Raw genomic sequence first — 21,224 nt, 5'->3', positions numbered from 1 at the left:
GCGACGGCGCGGCCCGGGTCCATTGCCATTGAACCGCCTTTCGACGGATACGCCATGTCCAAGCCTGCTGAAGCCACCGTCATCCGCCGTGCGGATTACACACCGCCCGCGTTTCTAATCGACACCGTGGAACTCGAATTCGATCTCGTGCCGGAACGCACGCTGGTGCGCAGTACGCTACGCGTGCGGCGCAATCCGCAGGCCGGCGACGCTGCCGCCGACCTCGAATTAGCCGGCGAAGCATTAGAGCTGCTGTCGTTGACCGTCGATGCCCGCGCGCACGATGCGGTTACGGTGCACGATGGCGGCCTTGTTGTGTCGAACGTGCCGGAGGCGTTCGAACTGGTGATCGAGAACGCGTGCCACCCCGCCGACAACACGACGTTGTCAGGCCTTTATGTCTCCAACGGCAATTTTTTCACCCAGTGCGAAGCCGAGGGCTTTCGTCGCATCACGTACTTCCTGGACCGGCCCGACGTGATGGCGACCTACCGCGTCACACTACGCGCCGACCAAGCCGCTTATCCGGTGCTGTTGTCCAACGGCAATCTAGTGGACAGCGGCACGCTGCCGCACGGCCGGCATTATGCGAAGTGGGAGGATCCGTTCCGTAAGCCGAGCTACTTGTTCGCGTTAGTCGCCGGCACGCTCGTTGCCCGCGAACAGACGATTACGACGCGCTCGGGCAAGGAAAAGCTGCTGCAAGTATGGGTCGAGCCGCATGAGCTGGACAAGACCGGTCACGCGCTCGATTCGCTGGTGCGCGCGATTCGCTGGGACGAGCAGCGCTTCGGACTCGAGTTGGACCTGGACCGCTTCATGATTGTCGCCGTCGGCGATTTCAACATGGGCGCAATGGAGAACAAAGGACTCAACATCTTCAATACGAAGTACGTGCTCGCGAACGCGCAGACCGCGACCGACATTGACTTTGCGAACATTGAATCGGTCGTTGGGCATGAGTACTTCCATAACTGGACCGGCAATCGCGTGACCTGCCGTGACTGGTTCCAACTCAGCCTCAAGGAAGGGCTCACGGTGTTCCGCGACCAGGAGTTCTCCGCCGACATGGCGGGCGGCGCCACCGATCCGGCCGCCGCCGCGGTCAAGCGCATTGATGACGTACGCGTGCTGCGGCAGATGCAGTTTGCCGAGGATGCCGGCCCGATGGCGCATCCAGTGCGACCGGAAAGCTATGTCGAGATCAATAACTTCTACACGGTCACCGTCTACGAGAAAGGGGCGGAAGTCGTGCGGATGTACCAGACGCTGTTCGGGCGCGACGGCTTGCGCCGAGGCATGGACCTGTATTTCGAGCGGCACGATGGCCAGGCGGTGACCTGTGATGATTTTCGCGCCGCGATGGCGGACGCGAACCACCGGGATCTAGCCCAGTTCGAGCACTGGTACAGCCAGGCCGGCACACCCCGCGTGGCGGTGCGCACCACGTATGATCCGGTAGCCCGCACTTTTACATTAACGCTGACGCAGCACTATGGGGAATCGTCGCCGCAAGCGGCGCAAACGCAAAAGGGGCCACTGCTGATCCCGTTCGCGCTCGGCCTGGTCGACGCGCAAGGGCGCGACATGCCGCTGCGCCTGCAAGGCGAGCCGGCCGACGCCGGTGCGGCAACCACGCGCGTGCTCGAGCTCACCGACACGGAGCAGTCCTTCACGTTTGTCGATGTCACCGAGAAGCCACTGCCGTCGCTGTTGCGCAATTTCTCTGCGCCAGTGATCGTCGAATACGACTATACATCCGACGAACTCGCGTTCCTGCTCGCGCATGACAGCGATCCGTTCAACCGCTGGGAGGCCGGACAGCGCCTGGCCACGCGCGCGCTGCTGTCGCTGGCCACACAAGTGCAGCAGCACGAGCCGCTCGAGCTACCGGCGGCGTTCATTGCCGCATTCGGCGCCGTGCTGCGCGACGCATCGTTGTCGCCAGCGTTCCGCGAACAAGCGCTGACCCTGCCGTCCGAGACCTATTTGGCCGAGCAAATGGACGAAGCCGATCCGGCCGCCGTCCATCAGGCGCGGCAATTCGTGCGCCGCAGGCTGGCGGCCGCGCTGCGCCAGGATTGGCTCGCCGCGTACGACATGCACCGCACACCGGGCGAGTACGACCCGAACCCGGCCGATGCCGGCAAGCGTGCGCTCAAGAACCTGGCGCTACACTACCTTGCGGAACTGGACGATCCGATGGACGCGTTGCGGCTCGCCCGTGCGCAGTTCGACGAGGCCAACAACATGACCGACCGCGCTGCCGCGCTCGCCACACTGATCATGTTGCGCGCGAACGCGCCCGCCCAAGCGCAAGCTGCGGCACAAGCCGCGCTCGACGCGTTCTACCGCCGCCACGAGGACGACGCGCTGGTGATCGACAAGTGGTTCGCGCTGCAGGCTCAGCAACGCGGCGGCGCAGGCCGGCGCACGCTCGATACGGTGCGTGAGTTGATGCGGCACCCGGCCTTCAACCTGAAGAACCCGAACCGGGCCCGCGCGTTGATCTTCACCTTCTGCGCGGCCAACCCGGACCAATTCCATCTGCCGGACGGCTCCGGCTACGCGTTCTGGGCCGAGCAGGTCATCGCGCTCGACGCAATCAATCCGCAGGTTGCCGCCCGCTTGACCCGCTCATTGGAGCGCTGGCGTAAGTTCGTGCCGGCGCTGCGCGAGCCGATGCGCGCGGCGCTGAAAAAGGTCGCCACCCACGCAAGTTCAAAAGACGTGCGCGAGATCGTTGACAAGGCCCTGGCATAGCTGTTGCTTAGTGCGTCGGCGGCGCAGTGTCGCCAACGCCAACGCCAACGCCAACGCCAACGCCAACGCCAACGCCAACGCCAACGCCAACGCTCACGCCGATGCGGTGCAGTGGTGGTCGGCGCGGCGAGCGGGTGAACTGTCGTGCAACGCCGCCCGCGCCGTGCGAGCCGCTGCGACAAGGTTGGACAGCACCGCCTGCACGCGGGGCCAATCGGCCGTTGTCGTCCCACAATCCGCGCTCACCCACAGGCGCGGCGCCGGGATACGCGTAAGCGCGGCGTCGATCGACGCGAGCATCCGCGCGTTGTCCGGAACGCACGCCGCCTGAACGTCATCGATGCCCGTTCCGATCGCGCTCGGAGCCGACAACGCCGCCCATGCGTCGAGCCGAGCCGTTGCAGCGCGCCCAGTGCCGAACAAGATCACATCGGCATCGAGCGCGGCGATCGCCGGCAGCATGTCGTCGATCGCGGCATCACCTAGATGGACGTGGATCTGCGTGTCATTCGCCGCGCCGCCAGTGGCCACCTGGAACGCGCGCACCACCCAGTCCAGATAGACGTCGCGCTCGGTCTGCCGGAGCGGCAAGCCCTCGCCCAGCGCCGGCTCGTCGATCTGGATGATGCCGATGCCCGCGGCCTGGAGCGCGGCGAGTTCGGCACGCAGCACAAGCGCAATTTGCAACGCGGTGATGTCGCGCGGCTGGTCATCACGCACGAACGCGCGTTGCAGCATCGTCGCCGGGCCGGTCAGCATGCCCTTGACGGGCTTGTCGGTCAGCGACTGTGCATACGCTACCCACCCCACGGTCAACGGCTCGGGCGCATAAACGTCGCCGTAGATCAATACAGGCTTGACGCAATGGCAGCCGTCCACTTGCACCCAGCCGCTGTCGGTGACGGCCATGCCCCACAGCTGTTCAGCGAAATACTCGACTGGCTCGTCGCGCTCGGCTTCGCCGTGTACGAGCACGTCCAGACCCAGCGCGTGTTGGCGCTCGACCGCATGACGGATTTCGGCACGCATCGTTTCCAGATAATCGAAATGGGTCAACTCGCGTTGTCGATATGCGACACGTGCGGCGTGGACCGCCTCGGTCCGCGGCCATGAGCCGATCGCCGTGATCGGCAGCACGGGAAGATTGAAGCGCGTTCGCTGCGCCAATTCCCGCACCGCATAAAGGGCAGCGCGCCGTGTGTGCGCGTACTCCAGCCGCGCGACGTCGCGCTGCACTAGCGCATGATGGACCCGTGCCGACGTGCGGCGCGTGTCCAGCGCCGCCGCACAAGCATTGAGCGCGTGCGCGACGTGCGGCGCGGTACGCCCGGCCGTGACCGCATCCCGCAGCAGCGCGATCTCAGTTGTCTTTTGCACAGCGAACGCCATCCAGCTGCGCAATGCGTCGTCCAAGCGAGTCTGCTGCTCAAGATCCAACGGCACGTGCAGCAGCGAGCAGCTGGACGCGACCCAGACGTTGTCGCCCAGCCGCGCATGCACCTGCTCAAACCGCTGTAGTGACGCGGCCAGGTCATTGCGCCACACGTTGCCCCCGTCCACAATGCCGCACGACAGTATCTTGTCGCGCGGCCATTGCTCGATGAAAGCGGACAACTGCTGCGGCGCGCGAACCAGGTCCAGATGCACGCCATCCACCGCCGACGCCTTCAGCCACGATGCATGGCCACTGACATCGCCGAAATACGTCGCGAGCAGGATGCGCGGCGCGCCGCCGCCAAGCTGCCGATAGACGTATTGCGCCGCATCGCACCACGGTGGCGGCAAGTCCACGCTTAAAACGGGTTCGTCGAATTGGACCCATTCCGCACCGGCCAACCGTAGCGCGGCAAGCAACTTCTGGTAGGCCGGCAATAGCCGGTGCAGCAGTTCGAGCCGATCCAGCCCCGCGCCCTGCACGTTGGACAGCCAAAGCAGCGTCAATGGGCCGACAAGCACGACCTTAGCGCGATGGCCCATCTGCTGCGCGTCGCGCAGTTCATCCAGCAACCAGTCCACGCCACCCTCAAAGCGCGTGGCTGCGTTGAACTCGGGCACCAAGTAGTGATAGCGCGTATCGAACCATTGGCGCGTTTGCAACGGCGGCTGTTGCCCATTGCCGCGTGCCAGCGCCAAGTACTGGGCCAGTGTCAGGCTGCGCGCCTCGAAGCCGAATCGGGCGGGCAGCCCGCCCAGATGCACCCACGTCGTCAGCACATGGTCATACCAGGCGAAATCGCCGACTGTCACAAAATCCAGCCCCGCGTCGCGCTGGAGGCGCCAATGCTCACGTCGCAGCGCCCGCCCCGTCTCGATCAGCGCCGCCTGCGCGTGCTCACCCGCCCCAGCCTGCCAGTACCGCTGCAACGCGATTTGTAGTTCGCGCCGAGCACCGATGCGTGGAAAACCCAGTACATGTGCGGCAACCATTGCGGCCTCCGATTTAAGTACCGCACAGTATCGATTGCAGTGATGTATGATTCAAACGAAATATTTTTTGGTTTGTCTTTAATTTTTTTCAAGTACGATGATCCGCTCGCCGCTGGAGTTGCGCCACCTGCAAACTCTGATCGCGCTGCGCGAGGCCGGCAACCTGTCGCGGGCCGCGCAGTGGCTATGCCTGACGCAATCCGCACTGTCGCATCAACTGCGGGCGATCGAGGACCATTTCGGCCTGATCCTGTTCGTGCGCAAGTCGTCGCCACTGGTCTTCACGCCGGCCGGCAAACGGCTACTGGCGCTGGCCGACCACGTCGTGCCCGCGATCGGGGAAGCCGAGCGCGACGTCGCGCGCCTGGTGCAAGGCAGCGGCGGCACGCTGCGCATCGCAGTGGAATGCCACACCTGTTTCGATTGGCTCATGCCCGCCATGGACGCTTTTCGGCAGCGCTGGCCCGACGTGGAGTTGGATATCGTGTCCGGCTTTCATGCCGACCCGATCGGACTGCTGCATTCGGACCGGGCAGACCTGGCGATCGTCGCCGAAGCCGACCCTGACGAGAACGTCGAGCATCGGCCGCTGTTTCGCTTCCAGATCGTCGCGCTGCTCGCGCATGAGCACCCGCTCGCCGTCCGTGACGCGTTGACGGCCGACGACTTTCGCGACGAGACGCTGATCACCTATCCGGTGCCCGACGACATGCTCGACATCGTGCGCCAAGTGCTCCGGCCCGCCGGTATCGAGCCCAAGCGCCGCACGTCGGAATTGACCGTGGCGATCCTGCAGTTGGTCGCCAGCCGCCGTGGGATCGCCGCATTGCCGCTGTGGGCTGTGGCGACCTATCTCGAAAAGCGCTACGTCGCGGCCCGCCCGGTGCGATGCGGGCCGCCGCGAAAGGGCGCGCCACTGTCCGGCGAGCTCTACGCGGCAATGCTGCCCGCATTCGCCCTGCGGCCGTACGCGGCCGACTTCGTGTCGACGATGCGCGAAACCAGTCTACTAAACCTGCCTCAAATCGAATTGCTATAGTGCAGACTCGCCAACGCACCGACGCGCCACACCGCCCATGTAGAATGGCGGCCAATGCAAATCGCGGCGCGGTGCTGGCAACGGTGCCCCAAGACAGCGATCGCGCCTCTTGAACAGCGTTTTTCGGAGCTCATCATGGAAGCGACCCGGCACACCTCACGCCGCACGACTCTCACCCAGTACCTGATCGAACAACAGCGCGAACATAACAACATCCCGGCCGATCTGCGGTTGCTGATCGAGGTCGTGTCCCGCGCCTGCAAGCTCATCAGTTATCACGTCAGCAAGGGCGCGCTGGGTGAGGCGCTCGGCAGTGCCGGCAGCGAGAACGTACAGGGAGAGGTACAGAAAAAACTCGACATCCTGTCCAACGAAATCTTGCTTGAAGCCAACGAGTGGGGCGGCAACCTCGCCGCGATGGCATCGGAGGAAATGGAAAGCATTCATCCGATCCCCACGTTCTTCCCCAAAGGCGAATACCTGCTGCTATTCGATCCGCTCGATGGCTCGTCCAATATTGACGTGAACGTATCGATCGGCACGATTTTCTCAGTTCTGCGCTGCCCAGATGGTGCCCACCCGACCGAGCAATCATTCCTGCAAAAGGGCTCTCGTCAGGTGGCAGCCGGCTTTGCGGTGTACGGCCCGCAAACGCTGCTCGTGCTCACCACGGGCCACGGCGTCAACTGCTTCACGCTCGATCGCGAACTCGGCTCATGGGTACTCACGCATCGCGACCTGCGCATCCCGGTGGACACGCACGAATATGCAATTAATGCGTCGAACCAGCGCCATTGGTACGCACCGGTGCAGCGTTATGTCAGCGAACTGACGCAGGGCGTACACGGCCCCCGCAAGAAGGACTTCAATATGCGCTGGATCGCCTCGATGGTGGCGGACGTGAACCGCATCCTGCATCGTGGCGGCATCTTCATGTATCCGGCCGACAAGCGCACGCCGGACAAGCCCGGCAAGCTGCGCCTCATGTATGAGGCGAATCCGATGGCATTCATCGTCGAGCAGGCAGGCGGCGCCGCGACCAATGGCGAAAAGCGGATACTGGACATCCAGCCCAAGAGCCTGCACGAGCGCGTCGCCGTGTTCCTCGGCTCCAAGCATGAAGTTGACCGCGTGACGCGGTATCACGTTGAGGGCTGAGCACACTATTATTTAGATGCGAGCGCCCCTGACACTGGCGAGCGCCCGCTGACACCGCAGTGAGGCGCAGGGAGCGCTGACACAGGATGTCAGCGGGGGTTGCCAACCCCGGTCATCCACTCTTATAATCTCGCTTCTGTTGCCGGTGTAGCTCAGTTGGTAGAGCAGCGCATTCGTAATGCGAAGGTCGGAAGTTCGAGTCTTCTCTCCGGCACCATGGATTTAGCCCGCAAAACATCAGTTTTGCGGGCTTTTTGTTGTGTTCTGCGCGTCGCATGGCCACACCGCCGCCTTCCGCGGACAGGATGCGTCGCCGCCCTCATCCTAACGCCGCGCGCATGCCACACTGCGTCTGTATGCCGCACACCGCCGGCACGGCCGTCCGTGGGTCAGCCGCCGTTGCGATGCGCTCAATCGCCTCGCGGCACGGACAGCGTCGATGTCTGGCACCGATGTTCGGTGAAAGCCTCGGTACGGTAACGTCCAGTCAACCGCCCACAAATCGCCAACAATAGATCATTCGCTGAACGAAACGCGGCGCGTTGCCCCACTGTTTCCCTGCTTGACGCAATGCGCGCGGATATTTTCCCGCCGCATTGTTTTCTATTAGCCTGCTGTGCTGTTATAGCAACAAAAGGGAGAGAAAAACGCGTCGTGGCCACGTGACACTCACACACGATCGGACTCGAGGCGGATAATCGATTCACAACAAGGAGAGTCGCCATGGAAGCCAAACCCACCAAGATTCCGTCGCCAGACAAGGTCGCTAGCCCAGACCCGGAACCGGTGGGCGTCGAGTTTCTCGCAGACCTGCCCGAGCACGTCCGCGCATTCTTTGACGAACAACGCAAGTCCGGCAACGCGCAGTGAGGGTGCGATACGCGCGTTGGTGTTTGTTGTGTCGGTGCAACTCAACTGCCCGCATGTAAGCACCGCCTGCTCAGGCCCCCTCGCCTCGTCGCCCCTGCCAATGCACGCCGTTGCACCCCGGTCCCCTGCTGCTGTCCCCGAGATTCACGCCATCCGTGATGGCTACCCATGCGTTCCAAGCCGCGCTTTTCGCACAGTGGCGCGATGCGCCGCTCGACGGCCCGGGCCCCGACCTGGGTACAGTGACCCAGCCCCAACTCGATGCACTCGACGCTACCATGCTGCTAGCGCTGGCGTGCGTGCAAGCACGACGCGGCACGCCGGATTGCCCAATCCGTGTGGCCAGGGCGCTCGCCGACAGGAAAACGATGACGGTCTATGACGCATCGCGCTGCGCGACGCTGCGCACCGCGATGTCTCATCTCTGCACGACGGGCGGCGTCGGCGCGGTAGGGTGAGCAGCGTCTGGCGGCGCCGGCTGGCAGTGGCGGCCGTCGGCCAGCGCCACGTCGTCTGCGAGCCGCTCCACGATCAGCCCGCCCCGCGCCAAGCGCTGCGCGAGAATCCGGGCAATCGCTGCGTTAAAGGTCGGCTCCACGACGCCCAGCAAGCCAGGCTGAGCCATCGCGACTTGCGCGGGCTGAACAATATCGCGCGCGTCGCTGCACGCCGCGCGGGACTGCCGATGTGCATCGAGCAACGCGCGCGCACGATCCAAGTCGGTGGTGGACCCGAGATAGTGCCATGCGTCCAGCAAATGTACTCCGTGCGCACGATCGTGGCCTGACCGCTCGATCAGTGCGACAGGTCCGCCGTAGGGCCAAGGCATGGCGCCACGCGGTGGCTGCATCGTTGCCGCCACGCGACGACCGAGCCTCGGGCGCAGCACAGCAGTCCAATGCGCATCCGCCAGCAACAGCCCGACCTCGCCCACCACCGGATAGACGCGCACCTCATGCACGCGCGCGGCCAATTGCGCGTCGCGGCTCGAGCGACGCTCGCCAAACAACTGCGTGCGCACGCGTTGCCGCAGCTTGGCGCTCTTGCCTACGTACAACGGCACGCCATCGCTGTCGAACAGCGCGTAGACGCCTGAGCCAGCCGGTAACGCATCGGTCATCGCGTCGGCCCCGCCCCCGCGAATCAGGCGGCTCAATGCTGCGTCGATGGCGGGGCGTGGATACAGGGCATGGACGCGCTGCCAGAACTGCCACACCAGATCGGCGTCGGCCAACGCCCGATGCCGACCACACGCGGTCAGCTCCAGCCGCTGTGCGAGTGCATCAAGCCCATGTCGGCTTTCGCGCGGAAACAGTGCGCGGGACAGCCGCACCGTGCACAGTACGTCAGGATCGAAGCGGATGCCGACCCGATCGAACGCTTTCTTCAGGAAACCATGATCGAAGCGCGCGTTGTGCGCGACAAACAACTTGCCATCGAGTCGGCACGCGAGTTCAGCAGCAAGCGCATCAAATGTCGGTGCGCCACGGACCATCGTATCCGTGATGCCGGTCAACTGCTGCACAAATAGCGGGATGGGCTGCAGCGGATCGACCAGCGTGCTCCAACGACGAACGCCATCACGGTCCACTTCAATTACGCCCACCTCCGTGATGCGGTCGATCCCGGGGCGCCCACCCGTCGTCTCCAGATCCACAAACGCGAGGGGTCGTGCATCGGCATCGTGGATCAGGCTAGCGAGATCGGTCATGGCAACGCAACAGTGGCATAAGGAACGCAAACGCGCATTGTCGCCCGAAATGACCGGTTCCGCGCGTGTTGTCGTTGCGCGGCACACGGCGGAGAAAAGAAAAGCTCCGACGCGCGGAGCTTTGGGCTACCGCCGACATGCGTCAGCGGCATTGAATCCCGAGTCAGCGACATTGAATCCCGAATCGGGCACCGCGTCACAACGGCCGGATGTTCGCCGCTTGCTTACCCTTCGGGCCATTCTTCACTTCGAACGATACGCGCTGGCTTTCCTTCAACGATTTGAACCCTTCCGAACGGATTTCGGAGAAGTGTGCGAACAGGTCCTCGCCCCCCGAATCCGCGGTGATAAAGCCATAGCCTTTAGCATCGTTAAACCATTTGACGATACCCGTTTCCATAAATCGTGCTTCCCCTCAAGTGTTGACGTAACAAACTTCAATTCATCTGCAGAAAATCATGAAACAAGGATTCCCGCGTTATGCAGCCACCTCGCATCCTGAAAATCCAGCGGTGTTGTTATAAATAGAAACAGGACTGTACGTCAAGCAGAAAATATGCTGCCGCGCGATTGGCACGCTTTTATCAATCCTTCGGAACGCCCGCCCAGTGGGCCACAGCAGTCCGCTCGGGGAAACGCGCAACAATGTCATTCAAGCTTTCGTTATCCGAATTGCACAAGTCGTTTTTACTTGAATCGCGATATTCAATTATGAATTGTCAGAAATTTTTACCGCAAATGTCCAACAAATGTAGGTGTTTATGCTGATTCTATTCCGAAGCGATTCGAGAGACTATTTACAAGAACGATTCGATGTAGCAAGGAAGACATACGATGCTGACGCCCGTTAAGCATCTTTTCAGTTGGCTGCGGCATGATTTACGCCACGCTGCAGATCGGCCCAGCCCTGTGCGGCCCAGCCTATGCGGCCCAGCCCTGTGCGGCCCAGCCCTGTGCGGCCCAGCCTATGCGGCCCAGCCCTGTGCCGACCACCGCGCCCGCCCCCTCGGGCTTGACCCGCTTTGATAGGATTTGGCACGGCGATCACTGGCACAATCTGTTATCGGCGCCGCTCATGGAAGCACGTCATTACGTGACCGAGGATTGGATAGCCAGCGACTGGACATTGCACCGCTCGGCAGTGCCTAGCGCCGTCACGCGTCACTGGAATGAGCCGACGGTCTCGGCGCCGGCTCGATGCCCTACCCATTCACCCGCGACGCTCCGGCCACCGGTGCGATTGCGCACTGGCGCGACGGTGCGATGGCGACGGTGCGATGGGCGACGGCGCAAAAAAAGCGCGATCAAGACGACCGCGCTGATAAGGTTTGGAGATCTTTTTCAGAAGAAAAAGCTGCTAGGGAAAGCAGTGATTGCAGTATAGCCAAACCGGCACGTCCTATTGTTAATCAATCCGACAATCATGTATTGTGGCCGCCGAAATAATGGGCGCGACACACTCATTGCCTATTAGTTCCCTTCATTTAGCTGTCGTACAAACACAACGTCAAGTGCTCGTCTATCACTGTTGAAATTGAGCTGAATCGCCGCTCAGGCTTGCTACACAAGGCTGAGCGGGACGCCGCCCATCATTGCGCAACAGTCAATATATTGTTGCAGAATTCGGAATGTTCGCATCACGACCGGATCTTTACACTTTGTCTTTCCAGGAAACAGGTGCGTCATCTGGCTCATTTCAATGCCGCACCATTTGAAATACACGCTGCCGACTCACCGGCGGCCTCGTTTCCTCAAAGCTTGGGTAAGGTTTCCCATACGTATTTGGAGTTCACAAAGATGAAAAAGACTCTCATGGTTGCGGCCCTGTCGGGCATGTTCGCGACGGCGGCCCACGCGCAGAGCAGCGTGACGCTGTATGGCTTGATCGACGCCGGCATCACGTATACGAACAGCCAAGGCGGTCGTGCGAACTGGCAGGAAACCAGCGGCGCGGTGAACGGCAGCCGTTGGGGCCTGCGTGGCGCTGAAGACCTGGGTGGCGGCTTGAAGGCGATCTTCACGCTGGAGAACGGTTTCAACATCGGCAATGGCGACACAGGCCAAGACCGTCTGTTCGGCCGTCAAGCCTTTGTCGGTCTTGCGTCGGACCAGTACGGCGCCGTCACGCTCGGCCGCCAATATGATTCCGTCGTTGACTACCTCGGCCCGCTGGCATTGACCGGCACGCAATACGGCGGCACGCAGTTCGCGCACCCGTTCGACAACGACAACCTGGATAACTCGTTCCGCGTCAACAATTCGGTGAAGTATCAAAGCCCGGACTTCGAAGGCTTCAAGTTCGGCGCGTTGTACGGCTTCTCGAACCAAGCGGGCAATTTTGCGAACAACCGCGCATACAGCGTCGGCGCATCGTATAACTACGGTCCGTTGAATGTGGCAGCGGCTTACCTGCAACTGAACAACAACGCGACGGGGGCGGTGAACTTGTCCGGCGCCGTCTCGGATGACGACACCACGTTCTTCGCTGGCCGTCAGCGTACCTGGGGCGCAGGCCTGAGCTACGCATTTGGCCCGGCAACGGCAGGCTTCGTGTTCACGCAAACGAAGCTGGACAATGCGTTCGGCATCGCAAACACCAGCGCTATTGGTCTGCCCGCCAACAGCGACCTGCGCTTCAACAACTATGAAGTCAACGGCCGCTACAACCTGACACCGGCATTGAGCGTCGCGGGTGCGTACACTTACACCGACGGCAAGCTGAACGGCGAATCGCCGAAGTGGCATCAATTCAGCCTGCAAACCGCGTACGCGCTGTCCAAGCGTACCGACGTGTACCTGCAGGGTGAGTACCAAAAGGTTATCGAAAGCAAGACCGGCTTTACCGCGACCATCAACGGCCTGGCTCCGTCGTCGTTCGACAAGCAAGTCGCTGTGACCGCTGGCCTGCGTCACCGCTTCTAAAGCGGACAGGACGCCAGTCGTCCTGTGCACCAGCTCAAAAGGCGCCTGCGGGCGCCTTTTTTCTATCTGTCACTGTGCCGCGAGCACTGTCATGGCAGCAGCCTGCGAGCGCTCGCGACAGCAGCCCGCGTGCAGCACACTTGCACACACTCAGTGCGGAGTGGTCGGATAGCGCACGTCGAGGATATCGATTTGTTCAATCCCGCCTGGGGTGTGTAGTGGCACAGTGTCCCCAACCCGCGCTTTCAACAGCGCCCGCGCAATCGGCGAGATCCAGCTGACTCGTCCTCGGTCCAGATCCACCTCGTCAACGCCCACAATGGTGATCTGGTTCTCGGCGCCGTCGGATGTTGCATAGTGGACCGTTGCGCCAAAGAACACCTGGTCGGTGTTTTCTTGCCGGCGGCTGTCGACGACCTCGGCTAAGTCGAGCCGCTTGGTCAGGAAACGGATGCGCCGATCGATCTCGCGCAGACGCCGCTTACCATAAATATAGTCGCCGTTTTCGGACCGGTCGCCGTTGGACGCGGCCCACGACACCGTACGCACGACCTCGGGCCGCTCGACGTCGATCAACTGCAGCAACTCGTCCTTCAGGCGGCGGTAACCTTCGGGCGTCATATAGTTTTTTGCGCCAGCCGGCATGTCCGGTTGCGGCAGGTCGTCGTCTTGCGCCGAATCATCGCTTTCCTTCACAAATGCCTTGTTCATTGTGCAAATCGACTGAAACCATGGAATGCCCTTTTGACTATTATACGAATGGACAAACGCCTCATGGCCAGCATCAGGCGTCCGCTCATCACTGACATGCAAAAAAATCGCGTTAGGGGCTTCACATCTTCGAAGAAGTTGCTATAATCTCACTTCTTCGCGCGGCTGTAGCTCAGTTGGATAGAGTACTTGGCTACGAACCAAGGGGTCGTGGGTTCGAATCCTGCCAGCCGCGCCACTTCTTTAAAAAAGGCCTTCCGATTGGAAGGCCTTTTTGCTTTGTGTAACACGCACGGGCATCGCACCGCACGAAACATCGTCCGGCGGTCCTGCGGCAACCCGCAGCACTAGGGCAGTATGCCGAGAACAGCCGGGGCGCGCGCCGTCCCGTTACGCGTCAATAGTCACCGCGGTCACGCTCGATGCGCATTCCACCGTCGTGCCGATAGTGGCCGTCGTCGAACGCCCGCTCACGGCCAATCCGGATCACATCGGGATTGGTCCGGGTACGCCGAATCACATTCGCCAAATGGACCCGGTCACCGACCTGAATCAGAAAACGCAGCGCCATCGATTCCTGGGCCAGGTCCTCATCCATCGCTACGTGCACAATATTCGCATCGGCAGCCGTGATATCGGCGGCCACGCGTGCAAAAACGCCGCGCGTGTTCTTGACTAGCACCTTGACCGCCACATCGAATAATCGTCCCGGCTGCGGCGCCCACGCGACATCGATCCAGCGCCCGGGATCACGCCGATGAATACGCTGCGCGACACGACAATCGGTCGTATGGATCGACATGCCGAGGCCCATCCCAATGTAGCCCATGATGTCATCGCCGGGAATCGGCCGGCAGCAGGGCGACAGTTGCACCGCCATCCCTTCCGTCCCGGTGATCAGTACCGGCGGTCCGCCGCTGGCATGAGCCGGCGCATCGGGGCGCGAGTTCTCGTCGGAGTCCCCATCGCGGCCGCTGAGCAACAATTCGATCCGCTTGGCGAGCACCGCTGCAACGCGACGTCCCAACCCGATATCGGCGAATACTTCTTGCTGCGACTTATTGCCAGTCGAGTGCGCGATCTTGTCCCAGATCTCCGGCGTGACTTCGGCAAGTGACAGCCCATAGGCCTTGAGCACCTGGTCCACGAGCCGCTCGCCAAGCTGCACCGACTCGTTCAAGCGCATCGTTTTCAGGTAATGGCGAATCGCCGAACGCGCCTTGCCGGTCCGGACAAACCCCAGCCAAGCAGGGTTCGGCTTCGAGTACGGCGCCGTGATGACCTCGACGATATCGCCACTCTTGAGCTCGGTGCGCAACGGCAACAATTCGTTGTTGATCTTGACGGCAACGCACTGGTTCCCCAGATCGCTATGCACCGAATACGCGAAGTCCAGCGCCGTCGCGCCACGCGGCAACGCCATGATCTTCGATTTGGGCGTGAACACGTAGACCGCATCTGGAAACAGGTCGATCTTCACGTGCTCGAGGAACTCGCTGGAGTCGCCTGCCTCGCTCTGGATGTCGAGCAACGACTTAAGCCACTGGTGCGCCCGCTTTTGCACGTCGTTCAGATCCGCGCTGCCGTTTTTGTACATCCAATGTGCCGCAACGCCCGCCTCGGCGATCTCATGCATCTTCAGCGTGCGGATTTGGAACTCGATGGGCGTGCCGAATGGGCCGACCAGCGTGGTATGCAGTGACTGGTATCCGTTGACCTTCGGAATCGCAATGTAGTCCTTAAACTTGCCCGGCACCGGCTTGTACAACGAATGCAATACACCGACCGTCATATAGCATTCCATCGGCGTGTCGACGACCACGCGAAAACCGTATACGTCGAGCACCTGCGAGAACGACAACTGCTTGTCGCGCATCTTTCGATAGATGCTGTAAATCGTTTTTTCACGCCCAGTCACGTCAGCATCGATCTTCGCGTCGGCCAGCGAACGCTGCACCGCCTCGAGGATTTTGCCGACCACCTCTCGCCGGTTGCCGCGCGCCGCCTTGACAGCCTTCTCAAGAGTCGCATACCGACGCGGATTGAAATTCGCGAAACTGAGCTCCTGTAGCTCACGATACGTATTGTTGAGGCCGAGCCGATGCGCAATCGGCGCGTAAATATCGATCGTCTCGCGCGCCACCCGCCGGCGCTTCTCAGGCGGCACCGCACCGAGCGTACGCATATTGTGCCGCCGGTCAGCAAGCTTGATCAGGATGACGCGCACGTCCCGCGCCATCGCAAGCAACATCTTACGGAAATTCTCCGCCTGCGCCTCCTCGCGGTTGCGGAATTCCATCTTGTCCAACTTGGACAGCCCATCGACCAGCTCAGCCACCTTCGGACCGAAACGCTCAGCCAGTTCCGTCTTCGTGACGCCCTGGTCCTCCATCACGTCGTGCAGCAGCGCGGCCATGATCGACTGGGAGTCCAGCTTCCAGCCGGCGCAGATCTCGGCCACCGCCACCGGGTGCGTGATGTACGGCTCGCCACTTTGCCGGTATTGGCCCAGGTGGGCCTCGTCGCTGAAGTGAAACGCGGCCTTGATCTCCTTGATCTCGGCCGGTGTCATGTACGAGCCCAACACTTCGGTCAGCTTCGCGATTGATACGACTTCGTGCTTGCGTGGCTGCTCGGGCGTGGCGGTCGGACCGAACAAGTGCCGAAACGATTGTTCGAGCACTGCATCGATGTACGCACGCGCAGGCGACGTTTTGGTCGCCATGCCAGCGCCGTCCGAGGTGTGCGCGCCGGTCGGCGACGTGGACGAGCGTTTCGCCCCGGCCTGCGGGCGACGCGCCGCGACCTCGTCAGCGGCGCGCGCTGCGGACGACAACGTGGAGGCGTGCGATGGATTGGAACTCATTTGCGCCTCCAGATCTGTTGCGTAGTGTCGTCACATGGCGGGTGTGCCGGTCAGACCGGCACTTTTTTCAACATCTCGATGCCGACCTTCCCTTCGGCAATCTCGCGCAGCGCGAGTACCGTCGGCTTATCCTTGCTTTCGATCTTCGGTGTGTGGCCCTGCGCGAGTTGGCGCGCACGATACGTCGCCGCAAGCGCAAGCTCGAAGCGGTTCGGGATATTTTCCAGGCAGTCTTCGACGGTAATGCGAGCCATATTGGAATTCCTTGTTGCTATAAATCTATTTTAACTCACCGCGCGATCCATCCGCCTGCGATGAGTGGATGCCCAACTCGACGAACAGCTTCTCATGGCGTGCGCGTTGCGATGCGAAACGCAGCCGTGTCGCGGCGACCACGGTCTGCATTTCGGTTAACGCACGATCGAAATGCTCGTTGATCAACACATATTCAAATTCGGGCGCATGCGAGATCTCGCTGCCGGCGGCCAGCAGCCGGCGCACGATCACGTTCGGCTCGTCCTGTCCACGCTTGCGCAGACGCTCCTCAAGCGCATCGAGCGATGGCGGCAGAATAAAGACGCCGACCGCGTTTCGAAACTGCTTGCGCACCTGCTGCGCGCCCTGCCAATCGATTTCCAGCAACACGTCCACGCCACGCTTCATCTGCTCCTCAATCCACACGCGCGACGTGCCGTAGTAGTTGCCATGGACTTCGGCACTCTCGAGGAATTCACCCCGGGCATGGCGCTCGAGGAAGTCGCACGCCGGGATGAAATGATATTGAACGCCGTTCGTCTCGTTCGGCCTCGGTGGCCGGGTGGTGTACGACACTGACAGCCGGATCGACGGGTCGCGCGCCAATAGCGCGTTGACCAGCGTTGACTTGCCCGCGCCGGACGGCGCGACCACCATGAACAGGTTACCGGGATATTCTCCGGCGTAGGGATTGCGATTGTTCGTCATCGTGTTGGACTATTCCAAATTCTGAACCTGCTCGCGCATCTGCTCGATCAGCAGCTTCAGCGTCATCGACGCGTCAGCCAGTTCTTTCGCCGCAGCCTTGGACCCTAGCGTGTTCGCTTCCCGGTTCAGTTCCTGCATCATGAAATCGAGCCGCTTGCCAACCCGGCCACCCTTTTCAATCACGTGGCGAGTCTCGGCCAAATGCGCACCTAGCCGCGACAGCTCCTCGGCGATGTCGATCCGGATGCCGTACATCGTCACCTCTTGACGGATCCGTTCGGCGATTTCCTCACGCGAGACGAGTTGTGGCGAGCCGTCCGACGCCGCCACGCCAAGCGCTGCTTGCAGCCGCTCAACAATCTTTTGCTGATGACGCGCGACCAACTCGGGCACCAACGGCGTAATACGGGTGACGATCGCCTCCATCTCGGTCACGTTGGCCAGCAGCATCGAGGCCAGTTGCGCCCCCTCGCGGCCGCGCACGTTGACCAACTCATCCACGGCCTGCTTACCGCATGCCAGCACCGCGTCGCGCAGCAATGCGGCCGACAGGCCACTATCGGCGATCACGCCGGGCCAACGCAGGATTTCACCGGTGCGCAGGCCGCCCGCGCCGGGAAACACATCGAGCACGCAACGCTCCAGCGCCGCCAATTGCCGCAGCGCGTCGCGGTTGAGCGACCCGACCAGCGCCGCCTGCTCACTGCGTTGCACGTTGATACGGATGTCAACCTTGCCGCGCGAGAGGCGGTTCATCAGCATTTCGCGCAACGTCGGCTCGCACGTGCGCACCTCTTCAGGCATGCGGAAATTGAGGTCGAGAAACCGCGAATTTACGGTGCGCAACTCGACCGATACGCTGGCAGTATGGGTACTGCCGCCGACCTCGGCTACGCCGTCGACGACCAGTTCCCGCGTCACGCTCGCATAGCCCGTCATGCTGTAGATCATTGTGCGTCTCGCGAAAGGTTCCGGTAAAACAACAATTATCGCACTGAACGCCTACCTGCCCCCGGCAACGGCGGCCGGCATAGAGGGAGCGCATCCGGCCCACCGAGGGCAATCCGCGTTTAGCGCTAAGATGCGGGTTTTGGGTCAGCGCAGCTGACCTCCCACTGCATCCACTTTCCGACTGTTCCAATATGAAAGTTTCGACTTCGCGGCCCAGTGGCCGCGCCGCCGACGCACTGCGAGACGTGCGCATCACGCGCCACTATACCAAGCATGCCGAAGGTTCCGTGTTGATCGAATGCGGCGACACGAAAGTGATCTGCACTGCCAGCGTGCTGGAAAAAGTGCCTGAATTCCTGCGCGATCGCGGGCGCGGCTGGCTCACCGCCGAGTACGGCATGCTGCCGCGCGCGACGCACACGCGCAGCGATCGCGAGGCGGCGCGTGGCAAGCAGACCGGCCGCACGCAGGAAATCCAGCGGCTCATCGGTCGCGCGCTGCGCGCGGTATTCGACTTGGAGAAATTGGGCCCACGCACACTGCATATCGACTGTGACGTGATCCAGGCCGACGGTGGCACACGCTGTGCGAGCATCACCGGCGCGTTCATCGCCGCGCACGATGCGGTGGACACGCTACTGGCGCAAGGCAGGCTCACCACGACGCCGATCCTCGACCACGTTGCGGCGGTGTCGGTCGGCATCCACGACGCGACGCCCGTGCTCGATCTGGACTACGCGGAAGACTCACGTTGCGACACCGACATGAATGTGGTGATGACCGGGGCCGGCCGCTTCGTCGAAGTACAGGGCACGGCCGAAGGCGAACCGTTCAGCCGTGACGAGATGAACGCACTGCTCGATCTCGCCGAGTCCGGCATCATGCGACTGATTGAACTGCAAAAAAAGGCACTGCAGCCATGAGCGGCCCCCTCGGACCTGCGCTGTCGCGCATCGTGCTCGCGTCGAACAACCCTGGCAAGCTGCGCGAATTTTCTGCGCTGAACGCGCTTGGCATTGATCTTGTGCCGCAGCACGCATTGCGCGTGGGCGAAGCGCCCGAGCCCCATCCGACGTTCATCGAGAACGCACTGGAAAAAGCGCGCCACGCAGCACGCGTCACCGGCTTGCCCGCGCTCGCCGATGATTCGGGGCTATGCGTGCATGCGCTGGGCGGCGCCCCGGGCGTCTATTCAGCCCGCTATGCGCAATGGGCCGGTGGCGAGAAATCCGATGCGGCCAACAACGCGCGCCTGCTCGACGTCATGCGCGCACATGCCGACCGGCGTGCCTACTACTATTGCGTGCTGGTGCTGGTACGACATGTCGACGATCCCGAGCCGTTGATCGCCGACGGTCGCTGGCACGGCGAAATCCTCACCGAGGCCCGCGGCGGGCACGGTTTCGGCTACGACCCACTGTTCTATGTCCCCGCGCTGCAGGCAAGCGCCGCCCAGTTGCAGCCGGAAGTGAAGAACGCCCATAGCCATCGCGCGCTGGCGCTGGCAGAGTTGATCCGTCGATTGAAGAACTCATGGTGAATCATCCCATAGCGGGACGCGCACCCGCACGTCCCTCACCGCTCGCGCACGCCGACGCGCCAGGATCGAGCGGCGCGGTGTCCGCGTTCATTGCGCCGGGACGCATCCGGCTTACCGCACTGCCGCCGCTGTCCCTGTATGTGCATTTTCCATGGTGCGTGCGCAAGTGCCCGTATTGTGACTTCAATTCGCACGCGTTCACACGCGGCGCAAACGACGCGCAGTTTCCTGAAACCGAGTATCTGGACGCCCTACGCGCCGACCTAGAAGCGGCGTTGCCGTTGATCTGGGGACGGCCGGTCCATACCGTGTTCATTGGCGGTGGGACGCCAAGCCTGCTGTCGGCACAGGCGATTGACCGGCTGTTGTCAGACCTACGTGCGTTGCTGCCACTGGACGCGAATGCGGAAATCACGCTCGAGGCGAATCCCGGCACGTTCGAAGCCGCCAAATTCGCAAGCTTTCGCAGCAGCGGCGTCAACCGGCTCTCGATCGGCATCCAGAGCTTCAACGACGCTCACCTGCAGGCCCTAGGCCGCATTCATGACGCAGCGCAGGCCCGCCGCGCGATAGAGATCGCACGCTCGAGCTTCGACAATTTCAACCTGGACTTGATGTTTGCGCTGCCAGGTCAGACGTTGGCGCAATGTCAGGCAGACGTGGAGAACGCGCTGTCATTCGCGCCGCCTCACTTGTCGCTGTACCACCTCACGCTGGAACCGAACACCTATTTTCACAAGTATCCACCTGCGCTGCCCGACGACGACACGTCGGCCGACATGCAGGAGTGGATCCATGCACGCACGCGTGAAGCCGGCTATCACCGCTACGAAGTGTCAGCGTACGCTAGAGCGCACCGGCAAAGCCGGCACAACCTGAACTACTGGCAATTCGGCGACTATCTAGGCATCGGTGCAGGCGCGCATTCGAAACTGTCCTTTCCGGAACGGATCGTGCGACAAGTGCGCTACAAACACCCCGCCACCTATCTGGCGCAGACCGCCGCGGGCGCACCCATCCAGGAACAGCACGAAGTCAGTGTGCGTGACCTGCCGTTCGAATTCATGCTCAATGCGCTGCGGCTGACCGAAGGCTTCCCGGTGCATCGGTTCATCGAGCGGACCGGGCTGACGATGACATCGATCGAGCCCGCCCTTGCCCAAGCCGAACGGCGTGGCTTGATCCGCCGCGATCATGCGAGTATCGCGCCGACGCTGCTCGGACAACGTTTCCTGAACGACTTACAGGCATTGTTTCTGCAGGACGACGCATGAGCTGGCGCGCATCGCCCGTCTTGGCTGCA

The 21,224-nt window shown here is 62.0% G+C and carries 18 protein-coding genes and 2 tRNA genes; 12 read left to right on the top strand and 8 right to left on the bottom strand.

The window, feature by feature from the left end:
* Window positions 1-54: 54 nt before the first annotated feature.
* Entirely contained in the window at window positions 55-2,763 is a 2,709-nt protein-coding gene (pepN, locus tag KQH60_RS03240; protein ID WP_237575135.1) for an aminopeptidase N, read from the top strand.
* Window positions 2,764-2,856: 93 nt separating this feature from the next.
* On the opposite strand, the gene metE is transcribed toward pepN, so the two are convergent.
* Window positions 2,857-5,190, bottom strand: a complete 2,334-nt coding sequence (gene metE, locus KQH60_RS03235; protein WP_237575134.1) for a 5-methyltetrahydropteroyltriglutamate--homocysteine S-methyltransferase — start codon at window positions 5,188-5,190, stop codon at window positions 2,857-2,859.
* Window positions 5,191-5,287: 97 nt separating this feature from the next.
* Here metE and KQH60_RS03230 point away from each other — a divergent pair, with 97 nt between their 5' ends.
* The 5 genes from KQH60_RS03230 to KQH60_RS03210 all read left to right on the top strand — a co-directional run bounded on the left by KQH60_RS03230 (window position 5,288) and on the right by KQH60_RS03210 (window position 8,715).
* A complete protein-coding gene (locus tag KQH60_RS03230) occupies window positions 5,288-6,229 on the top strand; it encodes a LysR family transcriptional regulator (protein ID WP_237575133.1) in 942 nt (313 codons plus the stop codon).
* Window positions 6,230-6,364: 135 nt separating this feature from the next.
* Complete coding sequence (locus KQH60_RS03225; RefSeq protein WP_237575132.1) at window positions 6,365-7,387, top strand: class 1 fructose-bisphosphatase; 1,023 nt, start codon at window positions 6,365-6,367, stop codon at window positions 7,385-7,387.
* Between the two features lie 141 nt (window positions 7,388-7,528).
* Window positions 7,529-7,604: transfer RNA gene (locus tag KQH60_RS03220), tRNA-Thr, on the top strand.
* 506 nt (window positions 7,605-8,110) lie between these two features.
* Window positions 8,111-8,257, top strand: a complete 147-nt coding sequence (locus tag KQH60_RS03215; RefSeq protein WP_237575131.1) for a hypothetical protein — start codon at window positions 8,111-8,113, stop codon at window positions 8,255-8,257.
* Between the two features lie 158 nt (window positions 8,258-8,415).
* Entirely contained in the window at window positions 8,416-8,715 is a 300-nt protein-coding gene (locus KQH60_RS03210; RefSeq protein WP_237575130.1) for a hypothetical protein, read from the top strand.
* On the opposite strand, the gene KQH60_RS03205 is transcribed toward KQH60_RS03210, so the two are convergent.
* A complete protein-coding gene (locus KQH60_RS03205; RefSeq protein ID WP_237575129.1) occupies window positions 8,676-9,968 on the bottom strand; it encodes an exonuclease domain-containing protein in 1,293 nt (430 codons plus the stop codon). The genes KQH60_RS03210 and KQH60_RS03205 overlap by 40 nt on opposite strands.
* Before the next feature lie 196 nt (window positions 9,969-10,164).
* Entirely contained in the window at window positions 10,165-10,368 is a 204-nt protein-coding gene (locus KQH60_RS03200) for a cold-shock protein (protein ID WP_237575128.1), read from the bottom strand.
* A 797-nt stretch (window positions 10,369-11,165) separates the two neighbouring features.
* Here KQH60_RS03200 and KQH60_RS03195 point away from each other — a divergent pair.
* Window positions 11,166-11,414 (top strand): hypothetical protein, encoded by a 249-nt coding sequence (locus tag KQH60_RS03195; RefSeq protein WP_237575317.1) that lies wholly within the window; start codon window positions 11,166-11,168, stop codon window positions 11,412-11,414.
* A gap of 351 nt (window positions 11,415-11,765) precedes the next feature.
* Window positions 11,766-12,890 (top strand): porin, encoded by a 1,125-nt coding sequence (locus KQH60_RS03190; protein ID WP_237575127.1) that lies wholly within the window; start codon window positions 11,766-11,768, stop codon window positions 12,888-12,890.
* A gap of 150 nt (window positions 12,891-13,040) precedes the next feature.
* Here KQH60_RS03190 and greB read toward each other — a convergent pair whose 3' ends face one another.
* Window positions 13,041-13,601: a transcription elongation factor GreB gene (gene greB, locus KQH60_RS03185; protein WP_237575126.1), complete on the bottom strand. Its 561-nt coding sequence runs from the start codon at window positions 13,599-13,601 to the stop codon at window positions 13,041-13,043.
* A gap of 161 nt (window positions 13,602-13,762) precedes the next feature.
* On the opposite strand from greB, the gene KQH60_RS03180 reads away from it, so the two are divergent.
* Window positions 13,763-13,839, top strand: a tRNA-Arg gene (locus KQH60_RS03180).
* A 159-nt stretch (window positions 13,840-13,998) separates the two neighbouring features.
* Here the strand turns inward: KQH60_RS03180 and KQH60_RS03175 are convergent.
* From KQH60_RS03175 to KQH60_RS03160, 4 genes are all read right to left on the bottom strand, one after another.
* Window positions 13,999-16,326, bottom strand: coding sequence for a bifunctional (p)ppGpp synthetase/guanosine-3',5'-bis(diphosphate) 3'-pyrophosphohydrolase (locus KQH60_RS03175; protein ID WP_237575296.1), 2,328 nt, complete (start codon window positions 16,324-16,326; stop codon window positions 13,999-14,001).
* Between the two features lie 191 nt (window positions 16,327-16,517).
* Complete coding sequence (rpoZ, locus tag KQH60_RS03170; protein ID WP_076785305.1) at window positions 16,518-16,721, bottom strand: DNA-directed RNA polymerase subunit omega; 204 nt, start codon at window positions 16,719-16,721, stop codon at window positions 16,518-16,520.
* A 25-nt stretch (window positions 16,722-16,746) separates the two neighbouring features.
* Window positions 16,747-17,430, bottom strand: a complete 684-nt coding sequence (gmk, locus tag KQH60_RS03165) for a guanylate kinase (protein ID WP_237575125.1) — start codon at window positions 17,428-17,430, stop codon at window positions 16,747-16,749.
* Between the two features lie 9 nt (window positions 17,431-17,439).
* A complete protein-coding gene (locus KQH60_RS03160) occupies window positions 17,440-18,381 on the bottom strand; it encodes a YicC/YloC family endoribonuclease (RefSeq protein WP_237575124.1) in 942 nt (313 codons plus the stop codon).
* 191 nt (window positions 18,382-18,572) lie between these two features.
* On the opposite strand from KQH60_RS03160, the gene rph reads away from it, so the two are divergent.
* From rph to hemW, 3 genes are read left to right on the top strand one after another with little or no spacing between them, the layout of a single operon-like run.
* Window positions 18,573-19,304 (top strand): ribonuclease PH, encoded by a 732-nt coding sequence (rph, locus tag KQH60_RS03155; protein WP_237575123.1) that lies wholly within the window; start codon window positions 18,573-18,575, stop codon window positions 19,302-19,304.
* The gene (gene rdgB, locus KQH60_RS03150) at window positions 19,301-19,921 is read left to right on the top strand and encodes an RdgB/HAM1 family non-canonical purine NTP pyrophosphatase (RefSeq protein WP_237575122.1); all 621 of its coding nucleotides are present in this window, start codon (window positions 19,301-19,303) and stop codon (window positions 19,919-19,921) included. The genes rph and rdgB overlap by 4 nt, the downstream gene beginning before the upstream one ends.
* Window positions 19,915-21,195 carry a radical SAM family heme chaperone HemW gene (gene hemW / locus KQH60_RS03145; protein WP_237575121.1) on the top strand — a complete coding sequence of 427 codons (1,281 nt, stop codon included), beginning with the start codon at window positions 19,915-19,917 and terminating at the stop codon, window positions 21,193-21,195. Before rdgB ends, hemW begins: the two co-directional genes overlap by 7 nt.
* Window positions 21,196-21,224 lie beyond the last annotated feature (29 nt).

Origin of the sequence: Mycetohabitans sp. B8 (assembly GCF_021991875.1) — a bacterium.
Taxonomy (GTDB): Bacteria; Pseudomonadota; Gammaproteobacteria; order Burkholderiales; family Burkholderiaceae; genus Mycetohabitans.
Note: the sequence above shows the minus strand (reverse complement) of the source record. Positions and strands in the feature narration are given on the sequence as shown.